Raw genomic sequence first — 20,787 nt, 5'->3', positions numbered from 1 at the left:
GCGCGGTATGCAAATAGGGTTCCAGTGTCCGGTATAACCGAACTCTGGAACCCTATTTGCGCTCCCTTACTTCTTACTAAGGTAATTTTCAATAATATCAAGGATCCGTTCACTAGCATGACCATCGCCAAACGGGTTCTCTGCCTGATCCATTTTTTTATAGGCTTTATGATCGTTCAAAAGTGTAAAGACAGCCTGTTGAATACTTGTTGGATCAGTACCAACAACTTTAACGGCACCAACATCGACGGCTTCCTGTCGTTCTGTTTTTTCTCGCAGAAGCAAAACCGGTTTATGAATAGCTGGCGCTTCCTCTTGAATCCCACCAGAATCAGTCACAATAAAGTCACACCGTGCAGCAAGATTTAAGAAATCGCCATGATTAAGCGGCTGAATTAAATGAATCCGCTCTTTATTCCCCAGTACTTCATCAGCAAGACTCATTACCTCGCTATTGGGATAAACCGGATAGATTAAGTCAACATCCTCATTGGTCTCCACAATATCTCTCATTGTATGAAAGACCCGTTTCATTGGCGCACCAATACTTTCAACCCGTTGCATCGTTAAAATAATAATGCGGTGATCATCGGGAATCTGTTCAAGGAGATCACTCTGAAAATTAGTTGTTAATCGCTCCTTAACGGAATCAATTACCGGGTTACCGGTCACATAGATTTGTTGAGCAGAGTGGTGTTCACTTAACAAATTATCCCGGGCCCGAGTTGTTGGGGCAAAGTAAAGGTCAGCTAAATTATCTGTAATCCGCCGGTGCATTTCATCTGGAAATGGTAGGTACTTGTCATAAGTCCGCAATCCCGCCTCAACGTGTCCTAACGGAAGATGGTTGTAAAAGCTTACTAGACTAGCAGCTAAACTAGTAACTGCATCCCCCACTACTAAAAGCATATCCGGTTGGCCAGCGTTAATAACGTTATCAAGGTTATGGATTAGCTTGCTTAACTGTTCAGCATAATCAGTATTCTTTAGGCCAGAAAGATCTAAGTCAAAATCTGCCGTTAAATTCAAGAACTCCATCGTTTGTTGAAGGAGCGGGCGTCGCTGTTGGGCAGCAATGACAATTGATGGTTTCCAAGTACTTGGAAACCGTTTCATTTGCTCGATAATTGGTGCAAGCTTAATTGCTTCAGCACGCGTCCCAAATAAAAGCATAATTTTGAATGGCTTCTGCACAGTGACAACTCCTTTGCAAAAATACTATTTTAATTGTACAACATTTAATAATATCTGGGAAAATTTACTCCGGATAAACTTTATTTCCCGGGAAATAGTAGATCTAATTTCTCACGGTTAATCAGTTTTACTTTCTTGAAACATATATTTTCGTAAGAGATACTGAACTCCTACCAATATAGTTAAAACTGACAATGCATAGCGTCCTGACATTCCCTGATGAACCAGAATCACGCTAACAATAACGGCTAAAACAAATACTCCGTAAAACAATTTAGCAAAAATTGATAATTTTTCGTCAGGCCGTTTACCACTCCGATAAAATGTGCGTCGGTTGATCCCAAGAAAAAAAGGTGTTACTAGTTCTTCATAAATCATGGCAAGAAGAAAGATTGCTGCCATGCCATCCCAAGCAATCCTGCCACCTTTTGTTGAATCATCAAGAAGATAACTAAGCCCAAACATTACCCAAATAAAGCCATAAGAGACACTAAACGAATTCATTGCTCTCCCTTGTTCTAAATAATCCTTCAACTTTTGGTCCTCCCTTAATAGAGAATCAATCGAAATTTGATAAACATTACTAATTTTTACAAGCATATTCAAATCAGGATATGTTTTATTGTGCTCCCAATTGGACACTGCTTGTCGAGTGACGAATAACTTTTCGGCCACCTCAGCTTGTGTCAAATCTAACTCCTGTCGTCGTCCTTTAATTTGTTCTCCAAATTTCATTGGTCTCTCCTTATTTTTGGATTAAGTATATCGAGTAACGATAAGCATTACTAGCAATGACTCATTGCACCGCTAAAATAGTCCAAAAAAATAGATAAGAAAACACATTGTTAAAAACATCTTTTCTTACCTAGGTTAAGTCAAAATGGTCCCATCCGGAATCGAACCGGAATCGGCCGCTTAGGAGGCGGATGTACTATCCAGTTATACTATAGGACCAGACAAAGAGTATTATCGCATTTACGGCTGAACTCGTAAAGGTAATTTTACTCTTTTTCGTTAATTATTCAAAGTACCGCCTCAATTACATGCCACTCTTACGACGGTGCTTAAGACGAATCCCCTTATTCTTCCGGTTCTTCTTATGGGGCTTTTTCTTTGGCTTTGTCGGCTTACCAAGAGTGTGATGAACAGTTTTTTCAACATTCGTACTGTCACTCCACTGCTCTTGTTGTAATTGTCGACTGTTTTGTCGCCGAACTGAAACTGACCTTTGCCCGCTTTGTGGTTTTTGATCCGTAATCTGATCATTATCAATGTAGAGGTGCTCTAACTGATAATCAGTTGGTTGCACTACCTTTTTTAAATCGCGAATATCATGATCATCCCCCAGATTAATCACTAATCCCGGTTCTCCTTGTCGACCAGTCCGACCAACCCGGTGAATATAAGTATTCGTTTCTGTTGGCAAATCAAAATTAATAACAGCTGGAAGTTTAGGAATATCAATTCCTCGAGCGGCAACATCTGTTGTCAACAATAGTTTAATCTGGCGTTTCCGAAACATCCGCATCGCCTTTTCACGTTGCGTTTGCTTTTGGCGACCACCCAAAGTCCCGATTGCCATATGTTCATGGCGAAGACGACTAGCAGCATAATGTAGCGTCCGGGTACTATTGAAGAAAACTAGACCACGAAAATCTTTGATGCTGGTCAATCGACGAAGAACAGCGGTCTTTTGAGCATTAGTCCGTGCATCAATATACCCGTGCCGAACAGTTCCCCGAGTATGATCACTATCGGTAACATCAAGGGTTAAGATATCCCGACCGAACATTACTGAAAGTTGCTTAAACACTGGTGACTTAGTAGCAGAAAAAAATGCTAACTGAGCACTTAATGGTGTAGCACGTTCAATATCTTCAACAACGGCTAAGGTATCGTCACGCAATAGATCATCGGCCTCATCAATGACCATTGTCTGAAGATGACCAAGTTTGAGGTGGCGATTATCCAACATATGAAGAACTCGACCGGGAGTACCGACAACGACATCCGGATGTTTACGCAGCTTCATCACTTGTCGACGAAGGTTAGCACCACCTGTTAACGCGAGAACTTTAACGCCAATAATATTAGCCCATTCACGCATTACACGAGTTGTCTGAATCGCTAATTCCTGTGATGGTGCGAGAACTAGTAGCTGGGTGCCAGCTCCAGGCATAATTTTAGGAAGGAGCGGCAAGGTAACTGCCAACGTCTTTCCTGAACCAGTAGGCGCGATGCCGAGAATTGACTTATCCTCAGCTAATGGCTTGGCAACCGCCTCTTGGATTGCAGTCGGTTGGTTAAATTGCTGGTTGAATTTTTCTTGAAATTGTTCGATCAAATGTTATCCCCATCCTATTCTTGATCTTTATCTGCCGGAAATTCTAATTGAGCTGATTGCCGAAGTGAGTACATTACGGAGTTAACCATTTCTGAAAGATCCATCCAGCCCTTGTACTTCTTCATTTGTTCTTCATTATCTGGATCATTGAACAAGTCAGCGAAGTCGTTCATTTCATCTGTCATTGAATTCTTCTCTACCGGTGCATCAAGTTGGTGCGCTTTCTTATCGGCATCGTAATATGTTACCTTTTGCGTTTCAAAAATACTATCAAAAACGAGAGTGTCCTTTAAGCCATAAACTTCGGATGGCAAGTATGAGTTGGCTGTCTTACCAAAGTTTAAGGTCATACTAAATTTGTCATAGTTCAAAATGGCAACGCCCTTAGCATCAACCCCTGTCTTGCATAGAGTCGGGTAATAGACAACCGATTGCGGCTGACCAAACATTGTCAATGCACCATAAACTGCGTAAACACCGAGATCCATTAAAGCCCCACCAGCATACTTCAAGGTAAAAATATTTGGATAAGGCTCTTCCCCTGCCAAGACCTTGTCATACCGTGAGGAGTACTTCATCACAGTGATCGTTGCGCCTTGAACATAATGCTCCTTCATTTCATCAACTTTTTTTAGTCCTTCCTTATAGAGCGGCGTATGAATATGACGAGCAGCTTCCACCAATCGTGCCTTCGGGTGGGCTGCCAGTAAGGATTGAATCCCGGAAAATTCACTTGGGTTTACAAACGCTGGCTTTTCAACAATCACAAACTTATCATTTTCAATTGCTAAGCGTGCCTGTTGGTAATGCAAGCTATTTGGTGACGCGATGTAGACAACGTCAAAGTCACCATCTTCAAAGAATTTTTCAAGATCATCATAAAATTCTGTGGCACCGTATGGCTGACCAAATTCCTTAGCCCGATCTAGTGTCCGTGAATAGACCGCGGTTAATTGATACTTACCAGTAGTCTTAGCAGCATCTAACATTTGATCCGTAATAATATGTGTTCCAATAATTCCTAACTTAAGCATTTAAGCCAACTCCCTTATCAGATATTTAACTTGTTACATTAATCATACCAATTATTGTTTGTTTTTAACAGAAATGAAATCTTTCGATCATATAATTATGTGTATAATAAGTTTGTAGAAAAATGACTTATCACATAATTGAGGAGATTGATGGAATATGAAGAAAAGGGAATGCTACTTTTCGGCGCGGGATTAATGGCTGGGCTCTCTAGTACGTTAGGGTTCAGTCACGCGAAGAAAAGTAACACATCGGCTGCGTTGCCAATATTTTATGCCGGAACTTGGCAATATTATGATCAAGAACGCAACCGAACCCATAAAATTACCATCTCTCCAGAACTAAAATTGGGAATTGATAATCAAGAAATTCCCGCAACAGTTCAACTAGTTCGTGAAGATAAATTAGTTTACCTTGATAAATTTGGCTATCATATTACAATTCAAGCAAATGATCAGCGTCCTGTTTCATTAATTGACGAGGCTGACGATCAAGTTTATACAATTCAACCACTAAAAAAAGCCACGATGATGATTGTGGCTTTTTTTGATCGAAAATATTGAAGTTGATTGGTAGGGGCAACTTCCTCCTAGTGCTCAGTTGCTAACCCGTCACGGCTTGCATTTGCATCTTACTCATACGTCCTATACTTCGGTGCATGGTAATGCTCCATGAAGTCAAGGATTTGATCAAAGTCATCACTAAAGTACATGCTATCAAGGTAAATCTTCTCGAGAAAACCTTCATGGCTCATGCGTTTAAGCACCTGTTCAAGTGGTGAATAAAACCCGTCCTGATTATAAAAGGCAACTGGTTTCGGATTCTCACCAATTGTAATCCACGAAGCAGCTTGACTGATCTCTTCAAGAGTTCCAATCCCACCAGGAAGAGCCAACATTCTGTCAGCCATTGCCATCATTTTTTCCTTTCGGTGATCCATATCAGGAACAATTTTGAGATCCTGAATTTTTTTATAGGCTGCTCCCCGACTAGCAAGAGTTTCGGTAATAATGCCATGAACAGTTCCGCCATTATCAAGAACCCCATTAGCAACGGCACCCATTAAACCAAATTGACCACCGCCATAAACTAAATCAATTTGGTGGGCAGCCATCCATTCACCCAGCTGTCGCGCTGCTGTTAAATATTTCTGATCATTACCATCCCTTGCACCACAATATACAGCTAATGAATTAATCATTTTCTTTCCCTCCTTGTTGCAAGAACGCGATTTGCTGTTGGATTGCACTTGTTGCTGTTTTAACAGCAGCTTCTTCTACAGGATATAAATTCAATAATATCGGATTACCTTGGCCATGACGATTAATCAGCGTTGGAAAACTAACGTAACATTCGTACTGTGGTTGATAAATTGCTAACGGGACGGTCAAATTACCACTTCCTAAAATTACAGAAATAATCTGAAGAGTCCAAGTGACAACAGCACTTGCATTATAGCCAAGTCCTTTTAGGGTGTACCAATTATCCATATCAGCGTTAACTCTTAATTTATTCTGATCAAGGTGGTGACCGTTAATCACCTTTTCTAAATTTTGACCATTAACGGTTACCGTTGACCACGCAAATACTTTTTCACCGTTATGCTGACCATAAACAAAGCCACTAACATTCTGTGACGATACTTGCGCGCCTTTGGCAACTGCCTGACGCATTCGCATGGTATCAATTGTTGTCCCAATTCCGATTACCTGTTTCGGTGGCAAGGCAAGTTGCTGTTGAAGGTAGGCGGTAATTGCTTCGTTCGGATCACTAATATTAAAGACGATTCCTGAGAAGCCGCTTTGCCTAACCCGTGGTGCAATCTGATCAATAGTTTGTCCATTACGCGATAATTCTGCCATCTGTTGTTCTTGAAGAAGTTGACTATCACCGAATGCTGTTACCAAAATATCCGCATTTCTTAAGGCTGCGTAATCTTGAATTATGATTATAGTTCTTGACATCAAGGCAGTTTGAGCATTTTCTAAATCTGCTTTCAAACCAACAGCCAACTCATCATCTTGATCGATTAAAACTAACTGGTCTGCTTTGCCAGTTATGACTAGGGTATGCGCTAATAATCGTCCGATATGTCCCAAGCCAATAATTCCAATCTTCCGCATCTTGCTCCTCCTTAACCAAAAAAGGGCACCACAAGGAATTGTGAGGCCCCATTATTCATAATTTATTGTTGTTCCTGGAACTTAACCGCTTCAGGGAATGTATCTAAGATATACTTACGTGGACCATCAGGGAACTCAAAGTCTCCTTGAGCCTCATACGTTTCATCGTGATCGCCAACCGTCAAGGTTACACCATCATCATTAAATGAAACATCTACCCCCAACTCAATTGCTGCCTTAATCAAGCGTTGCGTATCATCGGAATACTTATTACTAATTGCTTGAAGCGGGTGGGTCATGTTCATGTTGGCAGTAAAGCGATCATTAGCTAGTTTTAATCCAAATGAAAGTAAATTCCCGTTTTCAATCTGGTCCGCTAATTGACCGCTAATTGTTAAAGCAGGATCATCAACCCGCCGTTGCACAAATTTAAGGGCTAACCGATATTCACGCGGCGCATTAAATTCATCAACTAAATCCTGTAATTCAGTAATAATCTTAATAGCTTCCTCGTGCATCTCTGGAGTTTGCTCCTTTGGCTTTTGGAGTGCAACTTCATTATTAAGCTTGCGGGCAGCAGCTAATTCTTCTGGTAAATTATCCGGAAGCGGCTTAATTAATGTATTAATCATTAATAACTCAAGGAAATTAATTGTATCGTCACTAACTCCTGTCCGAGAAAGCGGATCAAGGTCAAACGAACGAAACTCCAGATAATTAATTCCCTTAGTCAGCATTCCCTGTAAATCGCCAACATCATGATTATGACGCCGACAGCGAACAGGGCCAAAGAACTCCTTAATACTGTAGTATGTCCCGTCATCCAAAAATTGCTGCAGCTTGGCAAAATGTTCTTCTAATGAATTATACCCGACTTGTTCATTAGAAAGGTTATCATCACCGTAATCACTACACCGCAAACTACGAACTGGCAATTCAAGATGTTCTGGAATATGCATATCTTCCGAAACTGGACTGGCACCATAAAGGTAAGTGAATAGCCATTGGTAAAGGACAAAACACTGAGCCATCTTAAAATAAAGATGATTTTGAAAATCAACAAGTGAATCATATTCATCCTTATAGAATTGATCATATAAGGATTGTAAAAGTCCCTTGTTAAGGCTGAAATTAACATGAACATCGCCTAATAATTCTTGGGTAATCCCGTACTTCTTACCTAAATAATCATGATTAGCTCGATCCCAAGGCTTTGTATTAGCAGTCATTAGGTAATCTAAATCATGATTATAAACAGGTGCTGGCGCAAGACTGAGTGGCCATAGACGTTCATCCTCATGGAGTTGACCAACCATAATCTGTTCAAGCATCTTCAATTGACGAACTGCATTTTTACTGCCAACAACTGGTGATGTTTCGAAATCAATCATGTTATCAGTAAAGCCAGAATTCAAGTATAGGTTATGACGACGAGAACGGAGCGCTTCTGGATATGGGTAGCGACTTGCTCGACCATTAGTTAATACCCGGTGCTTCTTTGCCTCTAGTCCGAACTCCGATGCAAACAGCTTTGCGTTTAACTCCGGCTTACTTAATGCTTGACGAATTACGGTATATCGATCAGCCATTCAAATCACCTCATTTCTCATATACCTTAAACAATAACACTTTGAATACTAAATTAGCAACCTCAAAAGTGAAGTAATAATCATATAAAACAAGCGGGTTAAAATTGCTTTACTACGGTCTTCTGAAAGCACCAAATATTCTTATTTTGTGATGTAATTTAGCAGTTTGAACATTACTTGCTTATTTTCTGCTGGAACATCATGATTAATAATTTCAGCAGTTGTTTGGTGGAGATCATTATTTTCAAGCGGGTATTGGTTATCGTTAATGGCAATTTCACGGACATTATCCTTCATCGGTTCAAAGTGAAATTGGAGACCAATAACATTATCGCGATACAGGAAGCCCTGATTTTCGTTTAAATCGCTGCTAAAAAGCAATTTAGCATCATCAGGAATCTCAAACATATCCTGGTGCCAATGCAGAGCGGTTAGCTTTTCGGGAATACCGGGAATTGCATCATTTTGCCGATAAACCGGGGCCCAACCGACTTCCTTATGCGGAGCTTCAGTAACCTGGTAGCCTAACGCTTTAACGATCTGCTGTGCTCCTAGACAAGCACCAAAAATTGGTTTACGTTCATCAAGCAAGGTCCGAATTAATTCTCGTTCTTCTTCCAACCACGGAAAGTCATCATTAGGGCTCATCGGTCCACCAAGAACGACGAGCATATCAGTCTCAGCTGCGGTTGGTAAATTACCGAATTGATCTGGGTGATAAACATACATTTCATCGTTATTTGCATGAATCCAATCCCGAATAGAACCAGGTCCTTCATTCGATGTATGTTGTAAGATATTTACTCTCATTGCTTATTACTCCTATTTTTAATTACTCCCCAATAGACTACACTTAGTCATTAGAATTCTAATGTTATTCGGATCGGGTGTCAATAAAAGCGAACGACAATAAACTTGTTTAATTCCGACCGAAGCTAAAGATTAATTATCTGAATACTAGCACCAACCTTTTTCAAAAGTGCCAACAAATCAGCAGTCTCTAATATCACGGTTTGAGTATTAGTATTTGGATGTACTCCAATTAATTTATTCATTTTAAGAACTTCTTGCTCAACAATTAGTGATACCTGATGACTTTGATCATTAAGTAAATTAAAGGGTGACACCATTCCCGGAGCCACGCCCAAAATCTGGTTCAGTTCATCTGGGGAAGCAAATGATAATCGAGATGTTTTAACTGCCTGACGAAAGCTTTTTTCATTAAAACGCTTATTTTCAGGAAAGACGTATAGGAAATACTTTTTTCGGTTATGAGTGTGCAAAAAGAGATTCTTTGTTCTTGCGAATGAATGGTCTTGAACATACTGATCAGCTTCATCTGTCGTTAAGACAGCTGGATGGTGAATTGACTGATATTTAATTCCATTAAAATTTAGCAATTGATAAATTTGTTGTGGATCCATGTTTTTTCCTCATTAAAATACACTCTAAAAATAAAGCTACGAACAATCATTATAGCTCAAAGTTCGCAGCTTCGTTTTTGGATATTTTCATTTAGTCTTAAATTATTTGTTAGCAATCATGAGTCCCGCTATATTCTGTCTTAAGCGGTTCATCAATTTCAACAACTTCAACGTTATCGGTTAAAATTTTTGTTGGGCTAACCAATGGCATTGTAAAGTGCTTAGGATCAAAGCGTAGTTCCATTTGATCTTCAAACTGAGCACTGGCATACCATTCACTCTTGATCCGAATATCACCAATATTAGAACTAACGATCTCGTCAAAATCAGGTAATTTAACGTCACGATTAACAAAAATTAGGCGATAATTAGCATCTAGGCTACAATTGCCAATTGCTGAGAATGGACCAACCCCATCGTCAAAGTCTAAAACGATTTGCTTATCAGGATGAAGATATTTCTTAATTCGTTCCAATGCCGCGTCAGTTACAGTTAACTTTTTCATAAATAACTCTCCCCTCTTAAGCGATATGGTAACTATTATTCTACTCACTTTTTATAAGAGATAAAGAAAAATGCTCCTGACTTTTAGTTTGCCTCCTTATCTTTATCAATCCGATTAACAGTCAATGGATATTTAGCATCTAATTTTGGATCGATTCTTTTGATTTTAATTTCCTTTTTTAACGGGCCAAAAAGCAGCCAGCCACCAATCCACAAAACACCAGCGATTGAAGAAAAAGCATTATTGTGGATTAATGGAAAAAGACATCCCCAAATCATCATAATAACAATGAAGCAGGTATTGTAGATACTCTTAAAAGTGTGATATTCCTCATGCCGCTGGTATAGCTGTGATTGTAACTGTTCATCAGCTGATTGAATTTTTTCCTTTTGCTGTGCAGATTGAGTTTGTGGAAAAAGCTCACCAACTTCTACTCCTAGTGCGCTTGCAACCAAATTTAATGTTGAGATGCTAGCGTCATCACCTGCTTCTAACCGTTGAATAGTTCTTACAGAAACTTTGGCTTTTTCAGCAAGTTGTTCTTGAGATAAGTGTTTGGCAACCCGTAATTTTTTAACTTCAGTCTCTACCATGGGACATCCCTCCCTTATTTACTTGTACTTTTAAATTACACTTTAACATTACGGATAACAACGCCATTTAGCCGTCAGAATCCTGACAGTTACCCGTCAGTAATTTAATTTCCCGGGAAATTAATGAATTAGACGCATCCCAATCATTATGAAACCCAGAATAATAAAGATCCATGAAATAACCCTGTTTAGTTTCTCTTCATTAATCGAATTTGCATAACGAGCACCGATAATTCCAGCGATTACCGCACCACTAGCAATAAATAGTCCCATCAGCCAATCAACATTCCCTTGACGAGCATAGCCAATCATGGATGATAAAGCCGTGATCGCCATAATGACAGTAGATGTTCCAACTGCCTGATGTACTGGGTAATGAAGAATGAAAATAATTGCTAACAGGATCATCACGCCACCACCAGCACCGACAAGGCCACTAATAACTCCAATTACGCTGCCAATAATTAATAATAACAAAGCCTGAGTAAAACTACTTTTAAAGTGGATCCCTTTTTGTGAATCAAAATGGTTATTAACCCCCTTCTTTAAAGTGGCAATCCCAGAAATAATTAAAACGACTGCAAAAATCATACTAAGTGAAGTATCATTAATCATTCCGGCCCAATGGCTACCTAACTGGGCGCCTAAAATTGATCCAACCGTAATCCATAAGCTTGCCTGAAGACGAACGTTACCGTGCTTAAAGTAGTTAATAGCAACGACAATGCTAGTAATCACGTCTACCATTAAGCTTGTCCCAATTGCTAAGTGCGAATTAAGGCCAAAAAAGAGTGTGAGGGCTGGAACAACAACGCAAACACCACTAGCACCAATCAAGCTTGTAACAGTTCCAGTAATTAAACCAACAATAATTACCCCAACAATCGTTAACATTTGCAATTCAGCGTCCTCCAATATTTATAACCAATCATGTTCGTTATTATTTTATTTATATTATATAATAGAGGTATAGTAAATAGTAAACGAAAGGAGTGCTAGTCATGGATGAATTTTCACCTAATAGAAGAGTCGTCAATGATATTAATGGTTTAAATAGTTTCTTAACTCGAATGTACGGACTAATGACTTTAGCAGTACTAATCTCCGCTCTAACAGCTTGGTTGGTGATGGGCGTTTTTGCTAAGCAATTTACTTCTTTCATGATCAACAACCGGTGGGGAATTTGGTTAATCATTCTATTACCGATTTTTCTTACTTTTGGAATTAGTTTTAACGCTACTCGTAGTCCTGGATTAGGGTTTGTTTTGTTAATAATTACGTCAATTGTTTATGGGATTACTTTTGCGTTTATTGCCGGGGCATATACCGGAACTGATATTGCAACTGCATTCGTTTCATCTGCTGGTATTTTCCTAACCATGGCACTGATTGGTACTTGTTCGCATCGTGATTTTGCTAGGGCCGGTTCCTTTGCCTCAGCAGCGTTAATCGGCTTAATTATTGCAATGGTTGTTAACTTCTTTCTACAAAATCCTGCAATTGACTATATTCTTTCAGTAATTGCCGTTATTATTTTTACCATTCTCACTGCCTGGGACGCTCAACGAATGAAGAATATTTATCTGGAATATGGTGGAGGAGCTTCTACTACCGGGTTAGCTATCCTAGGTGCTTTACAACTATACCTTGATTTCATTAACCTCTTTATTAATTTTTTGGATATCTTTGGTTCAAGTGATGAACGGTAATTGATTACAAAAATTTTAACTAAAATAGCGAGGACGATATGAATTTTACTCACCGTCTTCGCTATTTTTATATTTTCTATAGCAAGAATTATACGAAAGTAGGTTCCTATTTCTCACGTTGCTTACGCGTTAAGACCTTAGTAATAATTGGATACCGATGAATTAAGATTAATGTATAAACACTAGTTGTTACCGCCAATAGCAGCCAAATAACCCAACCATTATATGGTAAAAATTTAAATCGCTCACGTAAAATTTCATTAATCAATTCGAAAAAGACCCCCTTAAAGGTTACTCTTTCTCCTAATGAAAAGTTAGTTATTATTTCAACAATAAAGATTAAAATAAACCCATACAGATATGACCAGCCACGGCAATATTTAAATCCAGATGACTCATCATGTGAATGCTCATTAATCTGAATAACCTTTAGACTAAAGGTTTGGAACCATCCAAGGAGTACACCGATTAAAGCCAAAGTGAAAATGATTGAGAAGTGCCATTCTTTTAGTTCAACGATCATTGAGATAACAGTCATTATCGTGGCGTAAATTGGCAGAATAATAAAACTTGTCCGCGTAACTGGTTCAAAGCGGAATGTATCCCGAATAAAATTATATAAAACAAGTAAAGAAAAGATTATTAAAAGTAACACACACTCACCTTCTCAGGGAATAACGGTTAGCTACCAAAAGAAGCGTCAATGCTTTTTCCGCGGAACAAAGATAGTAGTAAGAACTAGGTTAAGAATAATTAGGCCAGTTAAAACGAGAAAGGTCCATTTTGCTCCAATCGCCGTTGCTACTGCTCGAGAAATTTGATGGTTACTTTGACTAAGTGCAATAAGTGTTCCCGCAAGTGCTGTACCAACAGCACCTGAAAATTGCTGCAAAGTGTTAAAAATTGCGTTCCCCTGTGCATGACTGTCAGTAGCTAATGAGGTTAGACCACTCGTCATTAAACTACTGAAACACATTCCGTAGCCACCATAATAAAGAGAATAGAGAAGAATAATTGCAAGATTAGAAAGATGCATTCCCCAAATACTCATAATAACAATACCAATTAAACTAGCAATTGTTCCAAGAATAATCGGCAGTCGAGCGCCTTGCCTATCTAATAATTTTCCTGCCAAGGCTGCCATTAAGGCATCAATAATTGCTCCTGGTAACATTATCCAGCCGGCGAGAGAAACTGAACCCTGGTTAACCGTTTGAACATAGATAGGGAAAATAAAGCCAAGCGCTAACGTACTAATCTTGGCAAAGCAATAGCAAAGAAGCTGCATACTAAAAGCAAGATTCGTAAAGAGACGTGGACTTATTAAGGCTGTTGAATCATTCCAAGAAAGTTTGCCCCAAATAAGTAAACTAGCTAATCCTAACAGTAAACAACCGACAACTTGTCCTGACCAAAAATGATTTTTCGCAAGGTTAGTGAAACCAAGCATTAAGAAAACTAAACCAACGGCAATCGTTAGCCACTGACCATATTTAAAAGAAACTCTTTGTAATTTATTAAGTTGCGTAATCGAATAGGTTCCCGTAAAAGCACTAATAATTGCAAGAAAGATTGAAATAATAAAGATCCAGCGCCAGTTTAAAAGCTCAGTTACAATTCCACCAAACACCGGGCCTAGTGCAACCGCTGCTGCAGTAATCATTGTCCCGATTCCCATCATAAAGCCAAGGTGGGTCTTGGGGACCTTAGTAAGAATGATATTATACATTAATGGTAACCCAATTCCGGTTCCGATCCCCTGAAATGCTCGCCCTAGTAATAACAAATCAAATCGTGGCGTAAAAATATCAATCACTAGGCCAAGCACAAAAAAGGTAATTCCGGTAAGAAAGATTCTCTTAGTCGTAAACCGTAAACTAATTTGAGAACTAATGGGAACAATGGTCGCAATCACAAGGAGAACCAATGTATTAATCCACTGGACTTGATCAGTAGTAATTGCAAATTCCTTAATTAACGTTGGAAAAGTAACCGTAGTAGCTGTTTCATCGAGAATTCCTAAAAAAGAAAGCATCCCCGCTGATAAAATTGCTGTAAGTAATTTGGGCGTTACTTTATCATCCATAATAGCTCCTCGTTTCTCAATTCTAATAATGGAAGATTTTGGTATACATAAATGGCTTCCAGAAATTAGTAATAACGAATACTGGAAGCCTTCTTAATCATCACAAATTTTAAAATTCATAAAACTACTAGATATCCTCACATGTTTTACTATGCCAGATAAAGAAGCCAATCCCAACTACCAGACTAATAACAGCGTAGAGAAACATCCACCGATCCATAAAGCCACCGACAATTCCAATAATACCGCCAATTACCAGTAAAATTAGGCCAGTAATGTCACCGCCAAGAAACGGGCTATCTTCTTGAACAATATAAACAACACCTGCACCAATAAATAGCCCAGCTAAAATAATTTCTAAACTAGCGTAAACATAATTTGGATCAGTCCAAATCCCCAGGATTCCATTTGCAACCCCATCAATTAATAACCAGGCTGCCAATACCAACAGTAATATTCCAACAACTAATTTTGTAACTCTCATTTTTCAAGGCTCCTTATTATCATTTTATAATTCTATTTATATTATAGTATAGATAATATTAATTAAAACAATTAAGCCACCTATAATAACATAACTATCTTTTTAACAGATATGAGATATCACAAACAACTTTCTCCCTGTCCTAACACTTTATTTCCTGGGAAATACGGATATACAAAAAAGCTCTCAGAATACAGCTAAGCCGAATTTTGAGAGCTAATTATTTGCTAGTAAGCATTGGACCAATATTATAAATTCTTATCCTGGACAATTTTTGTTTGCCGGGTTGAGTCAACGATTAACTTGTTATTCAATTTTTGGAAAACATTTTGGGCATAGTCAGCATTTTGCTGGTTACATTGAGTTAAGAAATTAGTCAACTCATCACCGGTAAGATTCTTTGCCTGCTGATCATTATTCTTTAATGACGTCTTTAAATGACTAGTTGTTTTCTTTTGTACTGGAACAACGTCTTTATTAACCAGCTTGTTCTTATATGGATCAGTTAATACTTTCGTCATTTTATATGTCCAATAAGCTGATTCACTATCGGGTTTGTCCGTTCCCTTTTGGTAATTATTTGGAGTACTATTCACATTTGTATAGAATGGTACGTATACACTGGTGGCAGGTGAAGCCATTGCTAACCATTGAACTCCGGCCATCTCCTTAGGAACGTTGGGACGAATTTGCAGAATATGAGACTCAACATCAGTTGGCACATTAATTGGTCGGTAACCGCCAACCCATTTACCGTTACTATCGTACTTGGTGTTATTAAAGTGGGAGCCTAATACCTGTTGAACCTTCTGCACAGAGATTTTATGATCCGGTTTCATAAACATTGCATAGTGCTTTTGGGTAATTGATTGTTTCTTACTTGGTGTTAAAATTCGTTGGCCATCCCAAATTCGTGGACGATTATAGGTAGCATCTTCTTTATTATTAGTCCCAAATGCCTGAGCAAAATTAACCTGATGACTATTAACGTAACCATTTAAATGGTGATTTTTAACGAATTTAGGTAAATTCTTAGAAGTCATAAAATTACTCTTCTTAGTATCAACGTTGCCAATGACATTCTGGTTAGGAATTACCGCATACTTATTATTTGGCACCCGAACAGCAGCCCAATGATGTCCGGAACCAATTTCCATATACCAAATTGAGTTTTTATCACTAAAAATCACACCATTATTTTCAGCTGAACCCTTTGTCTCGACAATGTGACCGAGTTGTTTAACCCCATCCTTTGCGGAAGTAGCGTATGGTAAAACAACATCAACCATTGATGGCTCAGAAATTCCTTTCTTTACAAATGGATCTGCTTTCTGTGCTTGTTTGTTGGTCGTTCCTGATTCAGTCGCACTCATTGCCACATTACTACTGTTAATTCCGTCTTCACCAAACTGATCCTGACCCTTTTTCTGTTGCCAATCTGGTGTACTTGTATAGCTTTGAGCATTAGTAGGCAGATCAACTGTAAAGCCATTATCAGTAGAACGGTATTGAGTATTAGTTCCAGAAGTAGCTGGATGATAAACATAGTGTTTAGCCCAAGAAGTATCAACATCCTCATTTCGAGCAATCATTGTTGAGCCGTCTGTACTAGCATTTTTCCCAACTAAAACCGTTGTACAGGCGCTTGCTGAACTAACTGTTCCCATCACAAATCCAAATGCGGCAAAGCCTACCAAGTATCTAAAATGATTAGCTGTCATCTTAACCATCTCCCAATAGATTTAATTGTTTTTTGTTAGCGCTTTCACGAATAACTTTACAGGATTATATCTATTAGTCAATAAGCAATAAATAGTTAATTTTGTTAACATGTTTAAACATTCACAGTTTGAATATTAATTAACTCATTTTCCGGCTAATTGAATAGGCATTCAGGATGATACAGATCAGATTGGCTATATTCATTTAAGAGAATCAATAATTCATGAAATTATTTTCATGGATTATGTCTATTTAGGATCGGCAAACTTGTTTGTACTATTCCCTTAGATACTTCTTTTATTTCCCAGGAAATTAGCTGTCAACATATGGTTGCAACTTGCGCAAACATTATTATCTAGGCATTTAGTTGATGTGATTAAAAAATCCATTAAAATAAAAGCATCATTTCTACAAGGATGTGTACTCTCATGAAAAATATTTTTGCCCACCAGTTGGGAAAACTCCGGACAGAGCAACAGCTTTCTCAAAATGATATTGCTAGTCAACTATTTGTATCCCGTCAAGCAGTTTCTAAATGGAAAAATGGTGATACAGAGCCAAACCTAGATAATTTAATCTCACTAGCACGACTTTTTAACGTAAGCTTAGATAATTTAGTAACTGGTAGTAAGGATCCTGATACTCTGTTATTAACCGTAAATCACCTGAAAAAAACCTTTAACAAACCTGTGCTAAAAGATGTTACTTTCAGTATTAATAACTATGAACGAATTGCGCTTCTCGGCAGCAATGGTGCTGGTAAATCGACGTTAATAAAAATTCTCATTGGTTTACTCAATCCGGATAGTGGCAAGATAAAATACTATTTTAATCTTAAACAGGATCTAAATGTGATGCCTCAAGATGATGTCCTAATTCCAGATCTTACAGTTATGGAACAGGTTAAATTAGCTGCATTAATTAATAAGGTCTATCAACCTAAATACATCAATAATCTATTGCTCAAATTTAAACTAAATGATCAAACTAATCAATTCATTCAAAAATTATCCGGTGGTCAAAAGCGACGACTCAGTTTGTTAATAAGCACTTTACGCTCTGCTAAATTATTAATTTTAGATGAGCCAACTGTCGGAATGGATCTCACTTCAATTGATTTTTTCTGGAAGTTATTAGATCAGCGTAATGGTAGCACAATTGTAGTTACTCATGATTTTAACCAAATCGACAAATACTTCTCTCGAGTTTGGTTACTAAAAGACGGTATTATTGCTCATGACATTAGTGTTAAAGAAATCCACAGTCATCACCAAACAATTGCTCAATGGTATCGACTCAACAATAAGGAGGACTAGCATGATCACAGAAATTCAACTTAAACAAGTACTTCGTAATCGTCGCTTCTTAATTTTTACTATCATCTTCCCCACTTCTTGGTACTGGATGATGATCAAAATAACTAACATGCCACAAAAATCACCTTTCCAATTAATTCTGCTAATATTAGCCCTTTTGATTGGAATCTTAGGCAATTCAATTGTTACTTTTAGTAAACGGATTGCTAGTAATCGTCGCTTTTATTTTCTTCAAGCGCGAATTAGCCACTACTCTATTTGGAAATATCTGATTTCACAGCTAATTACTCAATTAATTCTTAATATGATTATTACCATTATATTGGTACTGCTTGCTTGCCTTTTCCATACAATTAACTTTAATCAGGTAACTTGGATATCTCTCGGTTTAGTTAACCTCTTCGGAATTTACCTAAGCGTAATTGGCTTTACGTTTGGCATTTCCTTCGATCGCTCCTTAATTGACGCGGGTTCAACTCCACTGATGTTTCTACTAGCAATATTTATCGTTCCGTGGAATGTTTTTATTCCAACAAACTCAATGATTAAGTTAATGACCAATATTCAAAAACTTTTCCCGAGTTATTATGCCTATCAAATAGTTCAGCAAAACGACCAGTTAATTAAAAATTTTGGAATATTCTTGCTTAGCAGTGTAATCACACTACTCCCATTCTTGATAATAGTTGCATTTAAACTTCATTATAGAAATACTGATAATATCTGAATAAGAGGGGATATGACATAAATACTTTTACTAAGTTCAAATACGAACAACGCGGTACGCAAATGGGTTCCAGAGTCCGGTATAACCGAACTCTGGAACCCTATTTGCGCTCGCGGGAGCGTGAAAACGAAGTCATAAATGACTTCTGTCACGCTTCCTCTTAATTTTTAGTGATTAGTAATTGCGTCCGAGTTTGCATCACTTTGCCCCGTTTTCCTCTCATCATCCAAATGGTAAGGACAAGCATCAACAATGCTAACACCACGATCGATTGATAATCAGCTAAACTAACCGTACTATTCATCGCTGATATTTCGCTAAATGAAGAAACAAAATCCATCGCAAAATGAATTACCATAACTAACCATAATCGGCCAGTGTATAAGAAAATAAGAGCAAAGAAGATCCCTGAAATAGTGGTAAAGCAGAATTGATAGACCGTTAGAGGCCAATTTTGATCAATCAGGTTAATGAAGTGAAGAAGTCAGAAGATCAGTGAGCTAGTATAAATCACTAACGGTACCTTCCATTTCGAGTGACGACAAATGATCACTAGTAAGGTCAAAATTGCAAACCGACATAAGGTCTCTTCACCAATTCCGCTTTCAAGCGATGTAAGGAAATCTTGCCACAATTGTAATCTGCCCTTCATCCTTAGCTTTTGATAACCTGCCAAGTTACTGTACAAAAAGAGCAATACTAGCAAAAGATAAACTAGGATCACGCCCCAATTAACCTTAACGTGGTACTTGGCAAATGATAGCGGCGTTTGTAAATGCCAGCTTGCAAAGCTTTAATAATTACAATCAAATAGGCAATTGCCCCTAAACAGCCAGTGGTTATTAGTGAGGTGAATCACACATTACCAGTCGTAACTGTGACTCCATAATAGGAAGCGGGACCGATGGCAATTTGGAAAAAGAAAATTACCCATAATAGTCGTAACCAAGTATTTCTTAACGGCTTTACGTAAAGTTTCGTATAAGGGATGAAAATTACAAGGTAACTCAGTAGTACTAGGATGCTAACAAAGAGTAGTGATCTCGCTAGCATTAGCAAGCTTCCGGTAGTAAATGATAGGAGAACGGGAGCTGTTAATAGCTGAATCCCCCAATTAATATACCGCAAGTTTCGAGACGAACGAGCCACACTAGTAAATAGTAAAGCAATTATTAGCATCAAAAGCACTAGGAGTGAAGCAACACCGCCACGGGACGACGTATTGATGCTTACGATTATAATTGCGAGCAGTAATTGCAAGCGATAAGTAGTTAAACTATTTTTCAATAATTTCATTTAATTATTCACCTTTTATAGTCTTACTCATAGCTAATATAAAGCTGGTGACTACGAGGAAATTCGCGTTTGAAAGCCCTTGTTAGTTCATGCTTAGCAGTACTCTCAGTAGAATATGTATTGATATCGTTAACATATCCTTGCTCTTTCACGGTTACTTCACCATCATTTACGATAATTGTTAATGAACGATCCTTCTTATTCGTTAATAGGCTAATTTTCTGCTGTCTTTTTACCTTCAAAAGCTGCTTTATGATCGACTTCGCCTGATTAATCGGTATTTGTCGCATTATGATTATCTTCTTTAGTATTACTTGGTTTCAGCCTTAAGCTTGGCAATTCGAACCTTTGCCTTTTCAATTGCTTCTTTTTTTACACCGAGCTCATCCCCTGATTCAACAATCAACTGATCGAGCCACTGGTGAACTGGTCCATCAGCATCCTCTTTAACTAAATTTTCCATGAATGCCTTAAAATAGGACGCAATTGTATAGCCACTTTTCGCAAAAACCTTGCTCATAACTTTATATTGCTGATTAGACATCAGCATTTCATATGTTGCTGACCTGTCTTTATTTTCAGTCACATTAACTTTAATTTGATCGGTTTTCATCACTTAACCCTCTTTCATCAATTTAAGTTT

23 protein-coding genes, 1 tRNA gene and 1 pseudogene are annotated in these 20,787 nt (G+C 38.1%); 4 read left to right on the top strand and 21 right to left on the bottom strand.

Features of this window, described 5'->3' with window-relative positions:
• Nucleotides 1-66: 66 nt before the first annotated feature.
• The 5 genes from wecB to HUK45_RS05275 form a co-directional block, all read right to left on the bottom strand.
• Nucleotides 67-1,194 (bottom strand): non-hydrolyzing UDP-N-acetylglucosamine 2-epimerase, encoded by a 1,128-nt coding sequence (wecB, locus tag HUK45_RS05295; RefSeq protein WP_191911425.1) that lies wholly within the window; start codon nucleotides 1,192-1,194, stop codon nucleotides 67-69.
• 117 nt (nucleotides 1,195-1,311) lie between these two features.
• Nucleotides 1,312-1,929 (bottom strand): helix-turn-helix domain-containing protein, encoded by a 618-nt coding sequence (locus HUK45_RS05290; RefSeq protein ID WP_191911424.1) that lies wholly within the window; start codon nucleotides 1,927-1,929, stop codon nucleotides 1,312-1,314.
• Between the two features lie 146 nt (nucleotides 1,930-2,075).
• Nucleotides 2,076-2,148 (bottom strand) — tRNA-Arg (locus HUK45_RS05285).
• Nucleotides 2,149-2,233: 85 nt separating this feature from the next.
• Nucleotides 2,234-3,538, bottom strand: coding sequence for a DEAD/DEAH box helicase (locus tag HUK45_RS05280; protein ID WP_191911423.1), 1,305 nt, complete (start codon nucleotides 3,536-3,538; stop codon nucleotides 2,234-2,236).
• Between the two features lie 14 nt (nucleotides 3,539-3,552).
• Complete coding sequence (locus HUK45_RS05275) at nucleotides 3,553-4,572, bottom strand: Gfo/Idh/MocA family protein (protein WP_191911422.1); 1,020 nt, start codon at nucleotides 4,570-4,572, stop codon at nucleotides 3,553-3,555.
• Nucleotides 4,573-4,722: 150 nt separating this feature from the next.
• Between HUK45_RS05275 and HUK45_RS05270 the strand changes: the two genes are divergently transcribed.
• Complete coding sequence (locus HUK45_RS05270) at nucleotides 4,723-5,133, top strand: DUF4828 domain-containing protein (protein WP_191911421.1); 411 nt, start codon at nucleotides 4,723-4,725, stop codon at nucleotides 5,131-5,133.
• A gap of 68 nt (nucleotides 5,134-5,201) precedes the next feature.
• Here the strand turns inward: HUK45_RS05270 and HUK45_RS05265 are convergent, their stop codons facing one another.
• The 8 genes from HUK45_RS05265 to HUK45_RS05230 all read right to left on the bottom strand — a co-directional run bounded on the left by HUK45_RS05265 (nucleotide 5,202) and on the right by HUK45_RS05230 (nucleotide 11,698).
• Nucleotides 5,202-5,771, bottom strand: coding sequence for an LOG family protein (locus HUK45_RS05265; protein WP_191911420.1), 570 nt, complete (start codon nucleotides 5,769-5,771; stop codon nucleotides 5,202-5,204).
• Complete coding sequence (locus tag HUK45_RS05260; RefSeq protein ID WP_191911419.1) at nucleotides 5,764-6,693, bottom strand: lactate/malate family dehydrogenase; 930 nt, start codon at nucleotides 6,691-6,693, stop codon at nucleotides 5,764-5,766. Before HUK45_RS05260 ends, HUK45_RS05265 begins: the two co-directional genes overlap by 8 nt.
• 62 nt (nucleotides 6,694-6,755) lie before the next feature.
• Nucleotides 6,756-8,282 carry a glutamate--cysteine ligase gene (locus HUK45_RS05255; protein ID WP_191911418.1) on the bottom strand — a complete coding sequence of 509 codons (1,527 nt, stop codon included), beginning with the start codon at nucleotides 8,280-8,282 and terminating at the stop codon, nucleotides 6,756-6,758.
• 141 nt (nucleotides 8,283-8,423) lie between these two features.
• On the bottom strand, nucleotides 8,424-9,092 hold the full coding sequence (locus HUK45_RS05250) for a type 1 glutamine amidotransferase (protein WP_191911417.1): 669 nt from the start codon (nucleotides 9,090-9,092) through the stop codon (nucleotides 8,424-8,426).
• Nucleotides 9,093-9,217: 125 nt separating this feature from the next.
• Nucleotides 9,218-9,706: a prolyl-tRNA synthetase associated domain-containing protein gene (locus tag HUK45_RS05245; RefSeq protein ID WP_191911416.1), complete on the bottom strand. Its 489-nt coding sequence runs from the start codon at nucleotides 9,704-9,706 to the stop codon at nucleotides 9,218-9,220.
• A gap of 109 nt (nucleotides 9,707-9,815) precedes the next feature.
• A complete protein-coding gene (locus tag HUK45_RS05240; RefSeq protein WP_191911415.1) occupies nucleotides 9,816-10,211 on the bottom strand; it encodes an iron-sulfur cluster biosynthesis family protein in 396 nt (131 codons plus the stop codon).
• Between the two features lie 83 nt (nucleotides 10,212-10,294).
• Nucleotides 10,295-10,804, bottom strand: coding sequence for a helix-turn-helix domain-containing protein (locus HUK45_RS05235; RefSeq protein WP_191911414.1), 510 nt, complete (start codon nucleotides 10,802-10,804; stop codon nucleotides 10,295-10,297).
• A 120-nt stretch (nucleotides 10,805-10,924) separates the two neighbouring features.
• Nucleotides 10,925-11,698, bottom strand: a complete 774-nt coding sequence (locus HUK45_RS05230; protein WP_235972034.1) for a sulfite exporter TauE/SafE family protein — start codon at nucleotides 11,696-11,698, stop codon at nucleotides 10,925-10,927.
• 107 nt (nucleotides 11,699-11,805) lie between these two features.
• Here HUK45_RS05230 and HUK45_RS05225 point away from each other — a divergent pair, with 107 nt between their 5' ends.
• Complete coding sequence (locus HUK45_RS05225) at nucleotides 11,806-12,513, top strand: Bax inhibitor-1/YccA family protein (protein WP_191911412.1); 708 nt, start codon at nucleotides 11,806-11,808, stop codon at nucleotides 12,511-12,513.
• Between the two features lie 106 nt (nucleotides 12,514-12,619).
• Here HUK45_RS05225 and HUK45_RS05220 read toward each other — a convergent pair whose 3' ends face one another.
• The 4 genes from HUK45_RS05220 to HUK45_RS05205 form a co-directional block, all read right to left on the bottom strand.
• The gene (locus HUK45_RS05220; protein WP_191911411.1) at nucleotides 12,620-13,168 is read right to left on the bottom strand and encodes a hydrophobic protein; all 549 of its coding nucleotides are present in this window, start codon (nucleotides 13,166-13,168) and stop codon (nucleotides 12,620-12,622) included.
• A gap of 45 nt (nucleotides 13,169-13,213) precedes the next feature.
• Entirely contained in the window at nucleotides 13,214-14,599 is a 1,386-nt protein-coding gene (locus tag HUK45_RS05215; RefSeq protein WP_191911410.1) for an MFS transporter, read from the bottom strand.
• A 127-nt stretch (nucleotides 14,600-14,726) separates the two neighbouring features.
• Nucleotides 14,727-15,083 (bottom strand): hypothetical protein, encoded by a 357-nt coding sequence (locus tag HUK45_RS05210; RefSeq protein WP_191911409.1) that lies wholly within the window; start codon nucleotides 15,081-15,083, stop codon nucleotides 14,727-14,729.
• Between the two features lie 248 nt (nucleotides 15,084-15,331).
• The gene (locus tag HUK45_RS05205) at nucleotides 15,332-16,804 is read right to left on the bottom strand and encodes a C69 family dipeptidase (RefSeq protein WP_191911408.1); all 1,473 of its coding nucleotides are present in this window, start codon (nucleotides 16,802-16,804) and stop codon (nucleotides 15,332-15,334) included.
• A 429-nt stretch (nucleotides 16,805-17,233) separates the two neighbouring features.
• Here HUK45_RS05205 and HUK45_RS05200 point away from each other — a divergent pair, with 429 nt between their 5' ends.
• Nucleotides 17,234-18,121, top strand: a complete 888-nt coding sequence (locus tag HUK45_RS05200; protein ID WP_191911407.1) for an XRE family transcriptional regulator — start codon at nucleotides 17,234-17,236, stop codon at nucleotides 18,119-18,121.
• A gap of 1 nt (nucleotide 18,122) precedes the next feature.
• Nucleotides 18,123-18,848: an ABC transporter permease gene (locus HUK45_RS05195; protein WP_191911406.1), complete on the top strand. Its 726-nt coding sequence runs from the start codon at nucleotides 18,123-18,125 to the stop codon at nucleotides 18,846-18,848.
• Between the two features lie 160 nt (nucleotides 18,849-19,008).
• Here the strand turns inward: HUK45_RS05195 and HUK45_RS09545 are convergent, their stop codons facing one another.
• From HUK45_RS09545 to HUK45_RS05180, 4 genes and pseudogenes are all read right to left on the bottom strand, one after another.
• Nucleotides 19,009-19,206 carry a hypothetical protein gene (locus tag HUK45_RS09545; RefSeq protein WP_235972021.1) on the bottom strand — a complete coding sequence of 66 codons (198 nt, stop codon included), beginning with the start codon at nucleotides 19,204-19,206 and terminating at the stop codon, nucleotides 19,009-19,011.
• Between the two features lie 30 nt (nucleotides 19,207-19,236).
• Nucleotides 19,237-19,311: pseudogene (locus HUK45_RS09540) on the bottom strand (hypothetical protein); the annotation flags it as partial.
• An 856-nt stretch (nucleotides 19,312-20,167) separates the two neighbouring features.
• On the bottom strand, nucleotides 20,168-20,434 hold the full coding sequence (locus tag HUK45_RS05185; RefSeq protein WP_191911405.1) for a hypothetical protein: 267 nt from the start codon (nucleotides 20,432-20,434) through the stop codon (nucleotides 20,168-20,170).
• A gap of 20 nt (nucleotides 20,435-20,454) precedes the next feature.
• Entirely contained in the window at nucleotides 20,455-20,757 is a 303-nt protein-coding gene (locus HUK45_RS05180) for a hypothetical protein (protein WP_191911404.1), read from the bottom strand.
• Between the last annotated feature and the right edge of the window lie 30 nt (nucleotides 20,758-20,787).

Origin of the sequence: Limosilactobacillus urinaemulieris, from assembly GCF_014838745.1 — a bacterium.
GTDB classification, from domain to species: domain Bacteria; phylum Bacillota; class Bacilli; order Lactobacillales; family Lactobacillaceae; genus Limosilactobacillus; species Limosilactobacillus urinaemulieris.
This window is presented reverse-complemented; position numbering and strand designations above follow the sequence as displayed.

Coding starts and splice junctions, on each gene's coding strand:
- HUK45_RS05290 (WP_191911424.1), bottom strand. CDS start 1,929: ATGAAATTTGGAGAACAAATTAAAGGACGACGACAGGAGTTAGATTTG.
- HUK45_RS05275 (WP_191911422.1), bottom strand. CDS start 4,572: ATGCTTAAGTTAGGAATTATTGGAACACATATTATTACGGATCAAATG.
- HUK45_RS05270 (WP_191911421.1), top strand. CDS start 4,723: ATGGAATATGAAGAAAAGGGAATGCTACTTTTCGGCGCGGGATTAATG.
- HUK45_RS05265 (WP_191911420.1), bottom strand. CDS start 5,771: ATGATTAATTCATTAGCTGTATATTGTGGTGCAAGGGATGGTAATGAT.
- HUK45_RS05260 (WP_191911419.1), bottom strand. CDS start 6,693: ATGCGGAAGATTGGAATTATTGGCTTGGGACATATCGGACGATTATTA.
- HUK45_RS05255 (WP_191911418.1), bottom strand. CDS start 8,282: ATGGCTGATCGATATACCGTAATTCGTCAAGCATTAAGTAAGCCGGAG.
- HUK45_RS05250 (WP_191911417.1), bottom strand. CDS start 9,092: ATGAGAGTAAATATCTTACAACATACATCGAATGAAGGACCTGGTTCT.
- HUK45_RS05245 (WP_191911416.1), bottom strand. CDS start 9,706: ATGGATCCACAACAAATTTATCAATTGCTAAATTTTAATGGAATTAAA.
- HUK45_RS05240 (WP_191911415.1), bottom strand. CDS start 10,211: ATGAAAAAGTTAACTGTAACTGACGCGGCATTGGAACGAATTAAGAAA.
- HUK45_RS05235 (WP_191911414.1), bottom strand. CDS start 10,804: ATGGTAGAGACTGAAGTTAAAAAATTACGGGTTGCCAAACACTTATCT.
- HUK45_RS05230 (WP_235972034.1), bottom strand. CDS start 11,698: ATGTTAACGATTGTTGGGGTAATTATTGTTGGTTTAATTACTGGAACT.
- HUK45_RS05225 (WP_191911412.1), top strand. CDS start 11,806: ATGGATGAATTTTCACCTAATAGAAGAGTCGTCAATGATATTAATGGT.
- HUK45_RS05215 (WP_191911410.1), bottom strand. CDS start 14,599: ATGGATGATAAAGTAACGCCCAAATTACTTACAGCAATTTTATCAGCG.
- HUK45_RS05210 (WP_191911409.1), bottom strand. CDS start 15,083: ATGAGAGTTACAAAATTAGTTGTTGGAATATTACTGTTGGTATTGGCA.
- HUK45_RS05205 (WP_191911408.1), bottom strand. CDS start 16,804: ATGACAGCTAATCATTTTAGATACTTGGTAGGCTTTGCCGCATTTGGA.
- HUK45_RS05200 (WP_191911407.1), top strand. CDS start 17,234: ATGAAAAATATTTTTGCCCACCAGTTGGGAAAACTCCGGACAGAGCAA.
- HUK45_RS05195 (WP_191911406.1), top strand. CDS start 18,123: ATGATCACAGAAATTCAACTTAAACAAGTACTTCGTAATCGTCGCTTC.
- HUK45_RS09545 (WP_235972021.1), bottom strand. CDS start 19,206: ATGGTAATTCATTTTGCGATGGATTTTGTTTCTTCATTTAGCGAAATA.
- HUK45_RS05185 (WP_191911405.1), bottom strand. CDS start 20,434: ATGCGACAAATACCGATTAATCAGGCGAAGTCGATCATAAAGCAGCTT.
- HUK45_RS05180 (WP_191911404.1), bottom strand. CDS start 20,757: ATGAAAACCGATCAAATTAAAGTTAATGTGACTGAAAATAAAGACAGG.